The sequence below is a fragment of the Nonomuraea sp. NPDC048881 genome (assembly GCF_040649795.1).
GTDB lineage: Bacteria > Actinomycetota > Actinomycetes > Streptosporangiales > Streptosporangiaceae > Nonomuraea.
In genome coordinates this window covers 1-13,248 of sequence record NZ_JBEZGC010000012.1, presented here as the reverse complement: position 1 = coordinate 13,248, position 13,248 = coordinate 1, and the positions used below count along the sequence as shown (strand labels likewise).

The following is a 13,248-nucleotide window of genomic DNA, read 5'->3' as shown; positions in this document are numbered from 1 at the left end:
CCGTACGGGGTCCGGTGGCCTTTCATGGCTGCACCGGAACCGGCGGACATTTGTTGGCACACCCCCTGAGGGCACTGGGGTGGGCGGCGCCCGGGCTCGGGCCGTCCGGTCCGGTCATCGCCCCTCCCCAGGTGTTCCGCGTCGTCTCCGGGACGACTATGCCGTCCGCCGCGGCCCGCGGGATCGGCCGTCCGGTCAGCGTGAAACAGGACCTTGGACCTAGGACCAGGGCCGGGCGGGCCCGGTGACAGCATGCGGCGGCGGCCTGCAGCTTCCTGACGTCCCCATCCCTGGATCGCGCCCTTCCCGGATCCCACAGTGGAGGTACGAGAGACAGACCTCCGGCAGACGAGATGGAGATGAGACCCCATGTTCGCCCCTTCACGCCGCACGGCGACGAGGAAGCCATGCTGATCCAGGTGACGATGCGCCAGGTGCGCGGGATGCCGATCCTCGGCTCCCCGATCGACGGGATCCGCATCATGGCGCTCCTGCCGGGCCACTGGCACAAGGACCTCACCCAGGCCGGCGGGGACATCGTCATCCGGATGCGCGTGGACGAGCCCCTGACCAGCGCGCAGGTGCGCGCCGAGGTGACGCAGACCCTCGCCAACCCCGAGGTGGACCGGTGGGAGCTGGTGGCCTGCCGCGTCCTGTCCCACAGCAGCACAGCCGCAAGGGAGGAAGACCAGTGATCGCATCTGTGGTGGCGCCAGGAGAGTGCCAGGTCTGGTGGGCCGGCCCGCGCGACCATCCGGAGGGGACCCTGCTGTCGGTGCTCAGCGAGCCCGAGCTCGAACGGGCCGCGCGGTTCCGCCGCGAGCCCGACCGCAGGCGCTTCCTGACCGGCTCGTGGCTGCTGCGCACCGCGAGCGCCGTGCAGCTCGGCGTGCGTCCCGAGGACGTCGTGGTGGACCGGTCGTGCCCCGACTGCACCCGGTACCACGGCAAGCCGCAGGTCCGGGCGCCCGGCTTCCCGCTGCACGTGTCGGTCTCGCACTCCGAGGACCGGGTCGCGGTGGCCGTGACGACCGAGGGGCCGCTCGGGGTGGACGTGGAGGCCGTGCCCGCCGACCCGGTGGACGACCTGGCCCGCTGCGCGCTCACCGAGGCCGAGCTGTCCGTCCTGGAGGCGTTCCCCCAGGAGGACAGGTACGAGGCGTTCGCGAAGGTCTGGGTGCGCAAGGAGGCGGCGCTCAAGGCCACCGGGCACGGCCTGCGGGTGCCTCCGACGGAGGTGGCGGTCAGCGGGCCGGCCGACGACCCGGCCCTGCTGAGCTGGCCGCTGGACATCCCGCCGGAGAGCCTGCGGTTCCGCGTCCTGTCGCCGGGCCGCGGCTACGTCGCCGCGGTCGCGGTGATCACCGGCCGCCCGGTCGAGGCGGTGGAGTTCCACCTGCCCGCCGCGCGGGCAGACTTCGCACGGGGCCCTCTGCCGGGGCCGCTGGCCGGCGTCGCGTGACGAGGAGGACGATCCAGATGCGAAGGACCTTCCTCCTCCTGCCGGGCTCCTGGTCGGGCGCGTGGATCTGGGAGCCCGTCGTCCGGCGGCTGCGCCTGCTCGGGCACGACGCCCGCGCCGTCACCCTGCGCGGCCTGTCCGGGCCGCGCGACGACGTCGCCGGCGTCGGCCTCCAGACGCACGTGGACGAGGTGCTGACCCTGCTGAAGAACGAGGGGCTGCGCGACGTCGTGCTCGTCGGGCACAGCTACTCGGGGCTGGTGGCCGGTCAGGTCGCCGACCGGGCGCCGGGCCGCGTCGCCCACACCGTCTACGTCGAGGCGTTCCTGCCGCACGACGGCCGTTCGATGCTGCACGCCTTCCCCGACCGGCAGCGGGAGCAGGAGCTGCGCCTGATCGAGTCGGGCGGGGGCCGCTGGCCCGCCCCCGACCACACCCTGGTGGCCGAGGGACAGGGCCTCACGGCGGCGCAGGCGCGCTGGCTGGCCGCCCGGTTCGTCGGCCACCCAGGCCGGGCCGTGGCCGAGGCCGCCGTGCTCAGCACGCCGCTGGAGCGGCAGCGGGCCAGCTACGTGGTGTGCGACCTGGACCACTTCCAGGGCAGCCTGTCGCCCGACGTGTCCGCGCTGCGCGCGGCGCCGTCCTGGGACTTCCACACCCTGGACACCGGCTGCTGGCCGATGGTCTCAGCGCCCGGCCCGCTCAGCGCTCTGCTGTCCGACGCCGTCGCCGGCCGCCATTGAGCGGCCGGCGGCCTCCGGGCCCGGTGCTGGCCCGGGCCGCGTGGACGCAGGAAGCAGCCGCCGCAGCGAACCGGCGTGCAGGAACCACAGCAGGCCCAGCGCCACGGCCAGGAGCAGGGCGCTGAAGACCCACTCGTTCGACCCGCCCGGCCCGTAGACGCGGCCGCCGGAGCCGATGTCCACCGCGCGGACCGGCTGCCCGGCCCGGTGGGTGTAGCGGTCGCTGCCGTACATCTCGACGCCCGTCCGGCCGGTGGTGCCGTCGTCGGAGCGGAAGTCGCCCGTCCAGACGCAGGACTCGTGCCCCGGATGCGTGATGCACGCCAGCGTGCGCGGCACGAACACCCCGGGCACGCCGTCGGCGCGGGCGGCGCGGACGACCGTGCCGAGGTTCGGCACGGTCAGGAACAGCAGGAAACCCGCCACCAGGCTGAGCGCGAAGGAGAAGGCCGGGGAGACCCCGCGGCGCCCGGAGCGCGCCATCACGCGGGCGACACCGCGCAGGCGCAGCGCATGTCCGCCCGCTCGGCCGGACGGGGGCTGCGGTGCAGGAGCATGGCCACCACCATGGGCACGAAGACCAGCCCGTTGTAGAACAGGTGCAGTTCCATGCGCGGGACGAGGAGCTGGATGATGCTCGTCGGCACCGGACGGCCCATCAGGTTGTTCCCGGTGAGCGCCTGCAGGAGCAGCAGCAGGTGCTCCAGGTGGTGCCAGATCTGGATGCCCAGGGAGATGTTCCACCACGTACGGGACCTGCCGGTGAAACCGGAGCGCAGCATCAGCAGGCCGATGAGCATCAGCAGCGCGTAGCCGTAGTGCATCCACTCGGAGCTGACCAGCCAGGGGAAGGGCATGCCGAGGACGCCGCGCGCCTCCTTCAGCGGCCAGCCCAGCACGTAGACCTGGATGGCCTGGGCGACGTGCTCGGCCCAGTGGGCGAGCACGATGACGAGGTAGAGGGTGAGGGCAGGCTTGTGGTAGCGGGTGTTGAGCGCGCTCAACAGGCCGCCGGACGTCGACACCGTGTGGGTGGCCATGTGGGGAACCTCGGCTTCCGGGATCGTCGGTCACGCGTCGTCCCGGCACGGCGAGGTCGCCGGCGAACGGTCTTCGGTCCCCTTCGGTTGCGCCTGCTCCGGGAGATCGCGAGTTCAGTGTCCGCTGCGATCCCGCGCCTGACAACTCACAGATTGCGCGGCAGTCCGGCGAGCAGTTGCTTGGTCGTCAGGGTGACGCCGCAGCGGCCGGCGACGTAGCCGAGCGCCTGCCGGTGGTCGGCTGCGGTGAGGTCGGCGACGGCGTCGGCCACCACGTACGGCTGGATGTCGTGGGTGAAGGCGTCGAGCGCGGTGGTCAGGACGCCGATGTGGGCGTAGACGCCGGCGATGAGGAGCTGGTCGCGTCCCGACTCGCGCAGCCACCACAGCAGGGTGGTCTCGTGGAAGGCGCTGTAGCGCCGCCGGGTGAAGACCCAGTCGCCCGGCCCCGGCGCCATCGGCTCGGGGAAGCCGCGCCGGGCGGGCTCCAGCCGGTCGCTGCGCCGCCAGAAGTCCTTGGCCAGCCCCTGCTGCTCGCCGGTCAGCAGGCCCGGCTGGGCCGCGTAGGCGACGGGCACGCCGAGGCGCGCGCACAGCTCGCGCAGCGCCGTCACGTTGCGCACCAGGTCGGTGAGCGGCGCCTCGCCGGGCGGGAAGAGGTCGAGGCAGACGTGCTGCAGGTCGACCAGCAGCAGGACGGCCCGGCGCGGGTCGGGCGTCCAGGTGACCGCGGCGGGCGGCAGCTCGGCGGCGTCCGGCATCGGGTAGGGCTCGATCTCTGAAACGACCGGCACGGCGACCTCCGAATTTCTCGCAGCTTTTTGAGGCTGTTTCCATGATGTGCCGCCACGGCGTCCCTCGAAATGCGGAACGGCGGCAGGAAGCTGACTTCCCGCCGCCGTTTCCAGCCATTTTCTTTTTTCCGGAGTGTATACCGGGCCCATGGTCAGAGCCCGGCCGCCGCCCGCAGTTCCTCCGTCCGGTTCACCCGCTCCCAGGTGAACTCGTCACGGCCGAAATGCCCGTAGGCGGAGGTGCCCGCGTAGATGGGACGCAGCAGGTCCAGGTCCCGGATGATCGCGGCCGGGCGCAGGTCGAACACCTCGCGCACGGCGTCGTGGACGCGCTCCCTGGGCACCCGTTCGGTGCCGAAGCACTCCACGAACAGGCCCACCGGCCGCGCCTTGCCGATCGCGTACGCCACCTGCACCTCGCACCGCCCGGCCAGCCCCGCGGCCACCACGTTCTTGGCCACCCAGCGCATGGCGTAGGCGCCCGACCGGTCCACCTTGGAGGGGTCCTTGCCGGAGAACGCGCCGCCGCCGTGCCGGGCCATGCCGCCGTACGTGTCGATGATGATCTTGCGTCCGGTCAGGCCCGCGTCGCCCATCGGGCCGCCGACCTCGAACCGGCCCGTCGGGTTGACCAGCAGCCGGTGGCCCGTGGTGTCGATCCCCGCCTCGGCCAGCACCGGCTCGACGACCTCGCGCGTGACGTCGGGGGTCAGCATGTCGGCCAGGTCGACGTGCGCGGCGTGCTGGGTGGACAGCACGACGGTGTCCAGGCGGACCGGCCGGTCGCCCTCGTACTCGACGGTGACCTGCGTCTTGCCGTCCGGCCGCAGGTACGGCACCGTCCCGGACCTGCGGACCGCCGCCAGCCGCCGGGCCAGCCGGTGGGCCAGCATGATCGGCAGCGGCATCAGCTCGGGCGTCTCCTCGCACGCGTAGCCGAACATCAGGCCCTGGTCGCCGGCGCCCTGCCGGTCCAGCTCGTCGGCGGCGGCCGCGCCGCGGTGCTCGTAGGCGTCGTCCACGCCGCGGGCGATGTCGGGCGACTGGGTGCCGATCGACACCGACACGCCGCAGGAGGCGCCGTCGAAGCCCTTCTGGGAGGCGTCGTAGCCGATCTGCAGGATCGTCTCCCTGACCAGGCCGGGGATGTCCACGTACGTCTGCGTGGTGACCTCGCCCGCGACGTGCACCATGCCCGTGGTGATCAGCGTCTCGACCGCGACCCGGCTGCCGGGGTCCTTGGCCAGCAGGGCGTCCAGGATGCCGTCGCTGATCCGGTCGGCGATCTTGTCGGGGTGGCCTTCGGTGACCGATTCTGAGGTGAACAAACGACGTGACACCGGGGCCTCCTAGTAGGGCAGCCGGCGCCCGGCGGGGGTGCGCAGGTCGAGTGCGGTCACGGGGGTACGCGGTTTCTTCGGCCTCGGCACGCGAATCACTTTGGGCATGGAATCGCTCCACATCTCGGCGGCGGGAAAAACTCGAATTTCCCGGACACAGATCATCCAAGATTTCGCGTCGAGCATTCTTCTCCGATGACCTGCGCGACGGAGGTTCGCTTCCGAGAATAACCACGGCCGGGCGTGGCGGGTTCTTTCCCTGTGCGGCGTCGGGACCGGTCGGGCAATCCAGGAGATGCCCCGGACGCGCCGGGAGGCCACGATGCTCCTGATGCCCGGACGGCTCTTCCCGCCGGGCGGATCACCTACGCCGGGTCCCGGCCGCACCGGCGACGAAAGGCTGATCATGAACGGAATCGGCGCGGAGATCGGGATCATCGGCGGGAGCGGGTTCTCCTCGGTCGCCGACGGAGCCCGGGAGGTCGCGCTCACCACCCCGTACGGCGAGCCGTCGGCGCCGCTCTCGCTGGCCCGGGTGCGCGGCCGCACGGTCGCCTTCCTGCCCCGGCACGGGCGCGACCACCGCCGGCCGCCGCACCGGATCAACTACCGGGCCAACCTGTGGGCGCTGCACTCGGTGGGCGTGCGCCAGATCATCGCGCCGTGCGCGGTCGGCTCGCTCCGGCCCGAGCTGGGGCCGGGCGTGATGGTGGTGCCCGACCAGCTCGTGGACCGGACCTGCGGACGCGTCCGGACGTACTTCGACGACGCGGCGGTGCACGTGCCGTTCGCCGACCCGTACTGCCCGGTGGGCCGCGAGACGGTGCTCGACGCCGCGGCGGCGACCGGCCAGGACTGCGTGGACGGCGGGACGACGGTGGTGGTCGAGGGCCCGCGCCTGTCCAGCCGGGCCGAGGCGCAGTGGTACGCCGCGCAGGGGTGGTCGCTGCTCGACATGACGGCCTGCCCGGAGGCGGCGCTCGCCCGCGAGCTGGCCCTGTGCTACGTGCCGGTCGCGCTGGTGACGGACCTGGACGCCGGGCTCGGCGTGGGCTCCGGCGCGCGGCGCGACGAGCTGTTCACGATCTTCCACGAGGGGCTGGACCGGCTGCGGGCGCTGGTGCTGGCGACCGTGTCCCGGCTGCCGCGCACCCGTACGTGCGGCTGCGCGCGGGCCCTGGAGGACGCCGCCCTCCCCGCCGACGCCGACCACCTCGGCCCGCTCCCCGCCTGAACCCTTCTTGGAGCACGCGGAAACCCGGGCTCCCGCGGGAACCCGGGTGTGATCGCGGGGGCTACACCGCCATCGGCACGTGCGCGTCCAGGGCGACGCGTTCGACCAGCGCCTCCAGGTTCGGGTCCGCGTCGAAGACGTCGCCGACGTCGATGGCGATGCCCAGTTCCTCCTTGATCCGCCCGACCAGCCGCGCCGCGGCCGCGAACTCCCCTTCCAGGTCGGAGAACGTCGCCGCCTCCAGCCCCTCGGGCACGTCGAGCACCTCGTTCCAGATGTCGCCGACCTTCTCGCGAAGCTCGGCGAGGCTGAGTCCGCCGGTCATGGGCCGTCCCTTCTCAAGGTCTGCTGGTGATTGTCGCAACGGCGCCGCGGCGGCTACATCTCCGAGGATGCCCTGGACCTGACCTGGCCGAGCAGCGCGTCGAGCGTCCCGTCGCACAGCAGGAGGGCCGGTTCGACGGCCACCCCGAGCCGGTCCTCGATCCGGGCGGCCATCCGCAGCGCGGCGAGCGCCGTGCCGCCGAGCTCGCCGAAGGTGGCGCCGGCCTCGTCCGGGCCGACGCCGAGCACGGTGTTCCAGATGTCGGTGACGTGCCTGTCGACGTCCGCCGGGTCCACGTCGCGCGCCCTCCCGTGAGGCTCCCTTGGGGGGACCATAAGCCGCGGGGGCGGCGGGTGTTTGTCCTCACGTGCGCACTCGGGGCCGTTCGTCCGTGCGGGCCCGTTGGTCGCGCGGCGGGGTCAGGACGCCGCCCGTTCCGCCTCCCGCGTGCGCGACAGCGCCCGCACGATGCGCGCGTGCCCCTCGTTCCCCCTGGCCAGCACCTCGGCGACCGGGCCGTCGTCGGCAGCGCGCAGGGCGGCGGCGACGCGGCTCAGGTCGCGGGTCAGCTCGTCCAGCAGGTCGGCCACCGGGGTCGCGTTGTGCGCCAGGATGTCCCGCCACATGCCGGCGGGGCTGCCGGCCACCCGCGTCACGTCCCGCAACGCCCCGGCGGCCAGCGACAACCCGCCCGCATCCCGATCCACCTCCCAGCCCGTCTCCGCGCCCGTCTCCGCGCCCGTCTCCCCGCCCGGGGGCGGTTCGGCGGGCCCGTCCTGGGCGCCGGTCGCGAACCGGGCGGCGAGCGCGGCCGACAGGACCAGCGGCAGGTGCGACACCGCCGCGGCGGCCCGGTCGTGGACGTCCGGCGCGAGCAGCCGCACCTCGGCCCCGCACGCGGTCGCCAGCGCCGCCACCGTGCGCAGCGCGCGCGGCGACAGCGCCGGATGGGGGCACAACGCCCACGTCCTGCCCTCGAACAGGCCCGCCCGCGCGGCCCCCGGCCCCGACACCTCGCGCCCGGCCATCGGATGGCCGGGCACGTAGCAGGACAGGTCGCAACCGCCGCGCTCGACCTCGGCGAGGATCCGCGTCTTGGCGCTGGCCACGTCCGTGTAGACCCTCCCCAGCCCGCGGTCCTGCGCCTCCCGCAGGACCGCGGCCACCGACGAGGGCGGCGTGGCGATCACGACGACGTCGGCCGGGCCGGCCCCGGCCCGCAGCGCGGTGCCCGCGCCCATCCGCGCGGCCTGCGCCAGCGCCCACGGATCGTGGTCGGCCAGCTCGACCCGGACGCCCGCCCGCCGCAGCGCGCACGCCACGGACGTGCCGATCAACCCACAGCCGATCACCACGACACGGCGGATTGGGGACATGGCCGAACCTCGCTTCCCTCGGACGTCACTCCCCCATGGTCGCGGCGCGAGGCGCCCGGCGGCGGTACGCGGCCCGTCTTCTTGCTGCCGCCCCGCGGCACGTTCCTGCCAGCGCAACCCCAGGTCAACCCCGTGGACGCGCTCCTACGATCACGCCATGTCCTACCAAGACCTGCTGTCCCGACCGGTACGCCCGCCCGACCGCGTGCTCCGCTACGGCGACCGCCACCCCGACCAGGTGATCGACGTCTACGACGGCGCCGGCCGCCCGCCCCTCGTCCTGCTGCACGGCGGCTACTGGATGGCCGAGTACGACCGGCGGCACGCCCGTCCCATGGCAGTCGCCCTGGCCGCGCTCGGCCATACGGTCTGGCTGCCCGAGTACCGCAGGGTGGGCCAGGAGGGCGGCGGCCACCCGGGCACGTTCGACGACGTGGCCGCCGCGCTCGACCTCGTAGGAGCGCAGTGCCCGTCCGGGGTGCTGCTGGTGGGCCATTCGGCGGGCGGTCACCTCGCGCTCTGGTCGGCGCTGCGGCACCGGCTGCCGCCCGGCTCCCGCTGGCACGCCGAACCGGCGGTCCGCGGCGTGGTGGGGCTGGCCGCCGTCGGCGACCTGGGCGAGGCGTTCACGGCGGGGCTCGGCGGCGGCGCGGCCCGCGCCCTGCTCCACGACCGCGCCGACCTGCTGGACGAGGTGGACCCGGCGCGCCTGCTGCCCTACGACCGGGGCCCGCTGGTGCTCGTGCACGGGGTCAGGGACCGCGTGCTGCCGGTGTCGATGAGCCGCCGGACGGCGGCGGCCGAGCCGTCGGCGGTGCTGATCGAGCCGTCGGACGCCGGCCACTTCAGCCTGATCGACCCCCTGTCGAGCACCTGGCCCCTGATCACCGCCGCCATAGAGGCCGCGGCGGGCCGCAACGCGGTTCGGGCGTGAGCCCGCCGACGCCCCGGGCGAGCAGCACGGTCAGGACGGTTCGGGCGTGAGCGCGCCGACCACCCGGGCGAGCAGGGCGGCCCATTCCTCGTCGCCGACGGCGTGCAGGTCGGGCGTGACCAGGGCGCTGCCCATGGACAGCAGCAGGCAGAAGTGGGCCAGCGCGGCGGGCGACAGCGCCGGGTCCAGCTCGCCCCGATCCTGGGCGAGGCGGGCCAGCGCGGCCATCGCCCCGGCGCGCTCGCCGACGTAGTCGCGCATGGGCCGGGCGACCTCCTCGTCCCGGCGGGCCGCGACGAGCGCCTCGACGATGAGGTAGCCGCGGGCGTCGCGCCGCTGCGGCAGCCAGCGTCCGATCTCCAGCAGCAGGTCGGGGACGGGCCGGTCGGGGTCGGCGGCGAACAGGTCGGCCAGCCCCCGCCGCCCGTGCGCGCGCAGCGCCGCCACCAGCAGCTCGGCCTTGGAGCCGAAGTGCGCGTACAGCGCGCCGTTGCTCACCCCGGCGGCGGCGGCGATGTCGGCGACGCGGGTGCCGTCGTAGCCGCGTTCGGCGAACGCCTCCGCGGCGGCGCGCAACAACCGTTCACGAGTCTCGGCGGCGGTGACGCCGGCGATTCGGCCCATGGCAGCATTAAACAGCCCGCCCACCCGGGACGTGACCATCGACCGGAGCCCCCGCCCGCGCCGGTCAGTCGTCGAGGGCCTGGTAGAGCGTGGTCCAGAAGTCGTTGATGAGCCGCATCGAATCCGGGGTGGACATCCCGACCTGGGTGAGCAGGATCCCGGTGAGCCGTCTGGCCGGGTCGGCGTAGGCGGTGGTGCCGGTCCCGCCGTCCCAGCCGAACTGGCCGACGGAGGCGTAGTCGCCGCGGCGGGTGCGCACCGCCATCCCGAAGCCCCAGCCGCCCTGGAGCCCCTGGCCGGCGGACACATGGACGATGTTCCCGTACATGGCGTCCCGGGCGGCCTGTTGCGCCGGGGTGAGGCGGTTGGTGGTCATCAGCTCGACCGCGGGCCTGGACAGGATGCGTTCGCCGTCGTGCACGCCGTGGTTCAGCAGCATTTGGAAGTAGGCGTGGTAGTCGTCCACGGTGGAGACCAGCCCGCCGCCGGCGCCCTGGAACGCCGGGGGCCGGGCGGTTCTGCCGCCCTCCGCCTCGTCCCACACCAGGAACTCCCCGGTCGCCGGGTCGGGCCCGTACAGGGGCGGCAGCCGGTCGATCTTCGCGGCGGGCACGTGGAAGGCGGTGTCCTTCATCCCCAGCGGGTCCAGGACGCGTTCGCGCAGGAACGCCTCCAGGGACCGGCCGGCGACCCTGGCGACGAGCACGCCGACCACCTCGTTGCTGAGGTCGTACTGCCACCGCTCCCCCGGCTGGTACGACAGGGGCAGCTCGCCGAGGCGGCGCATCCACTCGTCCGGGGCCGGCGCAGGCCCGGACGCCACGCTGTAGTCGGTCCGCTCGAAGGTGGCGGCCCTGATCGGGGAGTCCAGCAGCGTGAAGTCCATGCCGAGGCCGAACGTGGAGGTCAGCAGGTCCCGTACGGTGATCGGCCGGAGTGCCGGCACGGTGTCCTCCAGCGGTCCGTCGGGACGCCGCAGCACCCGCCGGTCGGCCAGTTCGGGCAACCACGGATCGACCGGGTCGTCCAGCCGCAGCCGGCACTCGTCCAGCAGGACCATCGCCGCCGCCATCGTGACCGGCTTGGACGTGGACGCCATCCGGAAGATCGTGTCCCGGCTCATCGGCGCGCCGCCGTCGTGGCGCATCGTCCCGATCGCCTCGACGTGCGTCTCTTCGCCCCGGCTGACCAGGGCGACCAGCCCGGGGATCCGCTTGGACTCAACGTGCCGGGCCAGCACCTCGCGCAGCCGGCGCAGCCCTGCTCCGGAGAAGCCGTTGTCGTTCTCGACCGTCATGATCCCTCTTTCGGTGGTGGTCGTCGTCCGCCAAGGCTCGAAGGCGGTGACGGACGGGCCACCGGCTCCTTCGAGGTGGCCGTGCGACGAGCCTGGACCCTGACCCAAGGTCAAGGTCAACCCCGCCATGCCGTGCGCGCTACTCTCGGCCCTGTGAATGCCCGCGACCCGTACCCGGGCGCGCCGCTCGCCGACCGGCGACCGGCGCGCGTCCGCCTGCCGTCCGCCGCCGCGCCGAGCCGATGACGGACGGGCTCACGATCGGTCAGACGGCGGCCTTCACCGGCGTCACCGTCAAGACCGTGCGGCACTACCATCGGCTCGGCCTGGTCGCCGAACCCGAACGCGACGGTTCCGGCTACCGGCGTTACCGGTCGGCCGACCTGGTCCGGCTGGTCCAGGTCCGGACCCTCGCCGCGGCCGGCGTGCCGCTGGCCGAGATCGGCGACCTGCTCGACGCCGATCCCGAGCCGTTCGCCGCCGCCCTGGACGACGTCCGCCGCCGGCTGACCGAACGGATCGAGGACCTGACCGCGCGCCGCGACACGCTGCACCGCCTGGCCCACGGCGACCGGGTCCTGCTGCCCGACCGGGCCTGCGCCGTCCTGGACCGGCTGGCCGCCCTCGGCTTCGACCCCGGCTACGTGTCCACCCAGCGGGAGGCCATGGTCCTGACCAGGGCGCTGATGCCGGCGATCTTCGACAGCCTCCTGACCCGGCTCGAACACTCACTGGACGACCCCGAGCACGTCGAGCTGATCAGACGCGCCCTGGAGGCGAGGGCCTGGGACCCGGACGACCCGCGCATCGAGGAGCTGGCCTCGGCCCTGGCCGCCAAGCTGCTGACCGACCCGGAGATGCGGGCGATGCCTGCCGGGTTCTGGAACCGGTCCGACGCCGCCGCCCGCTACGGGCTGGTCAACCACCACGGCGAGGACCGGGAACCGTCCATCGCCCGGCTGAACGCCCTGGTCGAGGCGGAGCTGCGAGCGTCCGGCATCGACCTCCCCCGCCGGTGACGGCCCCGGAGAGGCCGGTGTCTCTTCGCTACCCCAGGAACTCCCGCAGCGAGCGCGGCCGGCGGCCCAGGAGGTCGGTCACCGTCGTGGTCGTGGTCGCCCAGCGCCCGTCCCCGAGCTGCGACATGAGGGTGGCCAGGTCGTGGGCCGCGGGAGCGGGCATGCCGCGGCCCGCCAGGTGCGCGGCGGCCTCCTCGACGGGCAGGTCCACGTAACGCACGTCCCGGCCGAGCGCCCGGGTCAGCTCGGCGGCGATCTCGTCATGGGTGGGCGCCACCGGGCCGGTCAGCTCGTAGACCGCGTCGGCCCCGACGGGACGCCTCAGCAGCACGGCAGCCACCGCCCCGATGTCACGAGCGTCGATGTACCCCACCTTGCCCCTGCCGTACGAGCCGACGATCCGCCCCTCCCCGTCGACGTCGCCCGCGAGATTCTGCATGAAACCGACGGGCGCCAGGATCGACCACGGCACTCCGGAGGCCTTGAGGTGCTCGTCCACCTGCCCGTGCAGGCCGAACCCGAGCAGGCTGCCCGGCGTGACCCCACGTACGGACACGGTCACCACCTGGGCGACCCCCACGGCAGCCGCGTGATCGATGACCGCCCGGTGGGCGCGCGCGAAGCCCGGCCACAACGCGCTGTTGAGAAAGAGCCTGTCCCCCGGCTCGACCGGGATGCTCTCCGGCCGCTCCAGGTCGCCGACCACGTAGTCGCAGCCCAGCTCCGCCCTCAGTTCGTCACCCTGTTCCGCGCGCCGCACCACGGCCCGCGCCACGCCGCCCAATTCCTCGATCAGCGCACGCCCGATCGTGCCTGTCGCGCCCGTCACCACGATCATCACGCAACCCCCTGAACGGCATGCCGGCTTCCCGTTCTACACCAAGCGGATGCTGGTCGTCCACTTAGGCGGGCACGGTCAGCCGATGCGGAGCGGGAGGGTCCGAGGGCCCCGGACCTGACTGGCGGCCCAGGTGACGGCGTCGGGGTCGGCGAGGGTGAAGGCGGGGATGCGCTGGAGCCAGACGTCGAGGGCGGTGCGCAGTTCCATGCGGGCCAGGTG

General features: G+C 73.7%; 16 protein-coding genes. 6 read left to right on the top strand and 10 right to left on the bottom strand.

The window, feature by feature from the left end:
• Positions 1–359: 359 nt before the first annotated feature.
• Genes AB0C33_RS34805 through AB0C33_RS34795 form a run of 3 tightly spaced genes read left to right on the top strand, consistent with a single transcriptional unit; the run spans position 360 to position 2,205 of the window.
• Complete coding sequence (locus tag AB0C33_RS34805; protein WP_357982071.1) at positions 360–695, top strand: hypothetical protein; 336 nt, start codon at positions 360–362, stop codon at positions 693–695.
• On the top strand, positions 692–1,462 hold the full coding sequence (locus tag AB0C33_RS34800; protein WP_358295102.1) for a 4'-phosphopantetheinyl transferase superfamily protein: 771 nt from the start codon (positions 692–694) through the stop codon (positions 1,460–1,462). The genes AB0C33_RS34805 and AB0C33_RS34800 overlap by 4 nt, the downstream gene beginning before the upstream one ends.
• A gap of 17 nt (positions 1,463–1,479) precedes the next feature.
• Entirely contained in the window at positions 1,480–2,205 is a 726-nt protein-coding gene (locus AB0C33_RS34795) for an alpha/beta hydrolase (RefSeq protein ID WP_358295100.1), read from the top strand.
• Here the strand turns inward: AB0C33_RS34795 and AB0C33_RS34790 are convergent.
• The 4 genes from AB0C33_RS34790 to metK form a co-directional block, all read right to left on the bottom strand.
• A complete protein-coding gene (locus AB0C33_RS34790) occupies positions 2,149–2,691 on the bottom strand; it encodes a hypothetical protein (protein WP_358295098.1) in 543 nt (180 codons plus the stop codon). The genes AB0C33_RS34795 and AB0C33_RS34790 overlap by 57 nt on opposite strands.
• On the bottom strand, positions 2,688–3,245 hold the full coding sequence (locus AB0C33_RS34785) for a hypothetical protein (protein ID WP_358295097.1): 558 nt from the start codon (positions 3,243–3,245) through the stop codon (positions 2,688–2,690). The genes AB0C33_RS34790 and AB0C33_RS34785 overlap by 4 nt, the downstream gene beginning before the upstream one ends.
• A gap of 146 nt (positions 3,246–3,391) precedes the next feature.
• Positions 3,392–4,039 carry an isochorismatase family protein gene (locus AB0C33_RS34780; protein ID WP_358295095.1) on the bottom strand — a complete coding sequence of 216 codons (648 nt, stop codon included), beginning with the start codon at positions 4,037–4,039 and terminating at the stop codon, positions 3,392–3,394.
• Between the two features lie 152 nt (positions 4,040–4,191).
• Positions 4,192–5,379: a methionine adenosyltransferase gene (metK, locus tag AB0C33_RS34775; RefSeq protein ID WP_358295093.1), complete on the bottom strand. Its 1,188-nt coding sequence runs from the start codon at positions 5,377–5,379 to the stop codon at positions 4,192–4,194.
• A 406-nt stretch (positions 5,380–5,785) separates the two neighbouring features.
• On the opposite strand from metK, the gene AB0C33_RS34770 reads away from it, so the two are divergent.
• Positions 5,786–6,613, top strand: a complete 828-nt coding sequence (locus AB0C33_RS34770; RefSeq protein WP_358295091.1) for an S-methyl-5'-thioadenosine phosphorylase — start codon at positions 5,786–5,788, stop codon at positions 6,611–6,613.
• Positions 6,614–6,674: 61 nt separating this feature from the next.
• Here AB0C33_RS34770 and AB0C33_RS34765 read toward each other — a convergent pair whose 3' ends face one another.
• The 3 genes from AB0C33_RS34765 to AB0C33_RS34755 all read right to left on the bottom strand — a co-directional run bounded on the left by AB0C33_RS34765 (position 6,675) and on the right by AB0C33_RS34755 (position 8,314).
• Entirely contained in the window at positions 6,675–6,938 is a 264-nt protein-coding gene (locus AB0C33_RS34765) for a phosphopantetheine-binding protein (RefSeq protein ID WP_352354843.1), read from the bottom strand.
• Positions 6,939–6,991: 53 nt separating this feature from the next.
• Positions 6,992–7,234 carry a phosphopantetheine-binding protein gene (locus AB0C33_RS34760; protein WP_358295088.1) on the bottom strand — a complete coding sequence of 81 codons (243 nt, stop codon included), beginning with the start codon at positions 7,232–7,234 and terminating at the stop codon, positions 6,992–6,994.
• A gap of 123 nt (positions 7,235–7,357) precedes the next feature.
• Positions 7,358–8,314, bottom strand: a complete 957-nt coding sequence (locus AB0C33_RS34755; RefSeq protein WP_358295086.1) for a prephenate dehydrogenase/arogenate dehydrogenase family protein — start codon at positions 8,312–8,314, stop codon at positions 7,358–7,360.
• 157 nt (positions 8,315–8,471) lie between these two features.
• Between AB0C33_RS34755 and AB0C33_RS34750 the strand changes: the two genes are divergently transcribed.
• A complete protein-coding gene (locus AB0C33_RS34750; RefSeq protein ID WP_358295084.1) occupies positions 8,472–9,248 on the top strand; it encodes an alpha/beta hydrolase in 777 nt (258 codons plus the stop codon).
• Between the two features lie 30 nt (positions 9,249–9,278).
• Here the strand turns inward: AB0C33_RS34750 and AB0C33_RS34745 are convergent, their stop codons facing one another.
• Both AB0C33_RS34745 and AB0C33_RS34740 read right to left on the bottom strand, forming a co-directional pair.
• Complete coding sequence (locus AB0C33_RS34745) at positions 9,279–9,872, bottom strand: TetR/AcrR family transcriptional regulator (RefSeq protein ID WP_358295082.1); 594 nt, start codon at positions 9,870–9,872, stop codon at positions 9,279–9,281.
• A gap of 64 nt (positions 9,873–9,936) precedes the next feature.
• The gene (locus tag AB0C33_RS34740; RefSeq protein ID WP_358295080.1) at positions 9,937–11,169 is read right to left on the bottom strand and encodes a serine hydrolase domain-containing protein; all 1,233 of its coding nucleotides are present in this window, start codon (positions 11,167–11,169) and stop codon (positions 9,937–9,939) included.
• Positions 11,170–11,411: 242 nt separating this feature from the next.
• On the opposite strand from AB0C33_RS34740, the gene AB0C33_RS34735 reads away from it, so the two are divergent.
• Positions 11,412–12,188: a MerR family transcriptional regulator gene (locus AB0C33_RS34735; protein ID WP_358295078.1), complete on the top strand. Its 777-nt coding sequence runs from the start codon at positions 11,412–11,414 to the stop codon at positions 12,186–12,188.
• 28 nt (positions 12,189–12,216) lie between these two features.
• Here the strand turns inward: AB0C33_RS34735 and AB0C33_RS34730 are convergent, their stop codons facing one another.
• The gene (locus tag AB0C33_RS34730) at positions 12,217–13,026 is read right to left on the bottom strand and encodes an NAD(P)H-binding protein (protein ID WP_358295076.1); all 810 of its coding nucleotides are present in this window, start codon (positions 13,024–13,026) and stop codon (positions 12,217–12,219) included.
• Positions 13,027–13,248: the final 222 nt, after the last annotated feature.

Coding starts and splice junctions, on each gene's coding strand:
- AB0C33_RS34805 (WP_357982071.1), top strand. CDS start 360: ATGAGACCCCATGTTCGCCCCTTCACGCCGCACGGCGACGAGGAAGCC.
- AB0C33_RS34795 (WP_358295100.1), top strand. CDS start 1,480: ATGCGAAGGACCTTCCTCCTCCTGCCGGGCTCCTGGTCGGGCGCGTGG.
- AB0C33_RS34785 (WP_358295097.1), bottom strand. CDS start 3,245: ATGGCCACCCACACGGTGTCGACGTCCGGCGGCCTGTTGAGCGCGCTC.
- AB0C33_RS34770 (WP_358295091.1), top strand. CDS start 5,786: ATGAACGGAATCGGCGCGGAGATCGGGATCATCGGCGGGAGCGGGTTC.
- AB0C33_RS34765 (WP_352354843.1), bottom strand. CDS start 6,938: ATGACCGGCGGACTCAGCCTCGCCGAGCTTCGCGAGAAGGTCGGCGAC.
- AB0C33_RS34755 (WP_358295086.1), bottom strand. CDS start 8,314: ATGTCCCCAATCCGCCGTGTCGTGGTGATCGGCTGTGGGTTGATCGGC.
- AB0C33_RS34750 (WP_358295084.1), top strand. CDS start 8,472: ATGTCCTACCAAGACCTGCTGTCCCGACCGGTACGCCCGCCCGACCGC.
- AB0C33_RS34745 (WP_358295082.1), bottom strand. CDS start 9,872: ATGGGCCGAATCGCCGGCGTCACCGCCGCCGAGACTCGTGAACGGTTG.
- AB0C33_RS34740 (WP_358295080.1), bottom strand. CDS start 11,169: ATGACGGTCGAGAACGACAACGGCTTCTCCGGAGCAGGGCTGCGCCGG.
- AB0C33_RS34735 (WP_358295078.1), top strand. CDS start 11,412: ATGACGGACGGGCTCACGATCGGTCAGACGGCGGCCTTCACCGGCGTC.
- AB0C33_RS34730 (WP_358295076.1), bottom strand. CDS start 13,026: ATGATCGTGGTGACGGGCGCGACAGGCACGATCGGGCGTGCGCTGATC.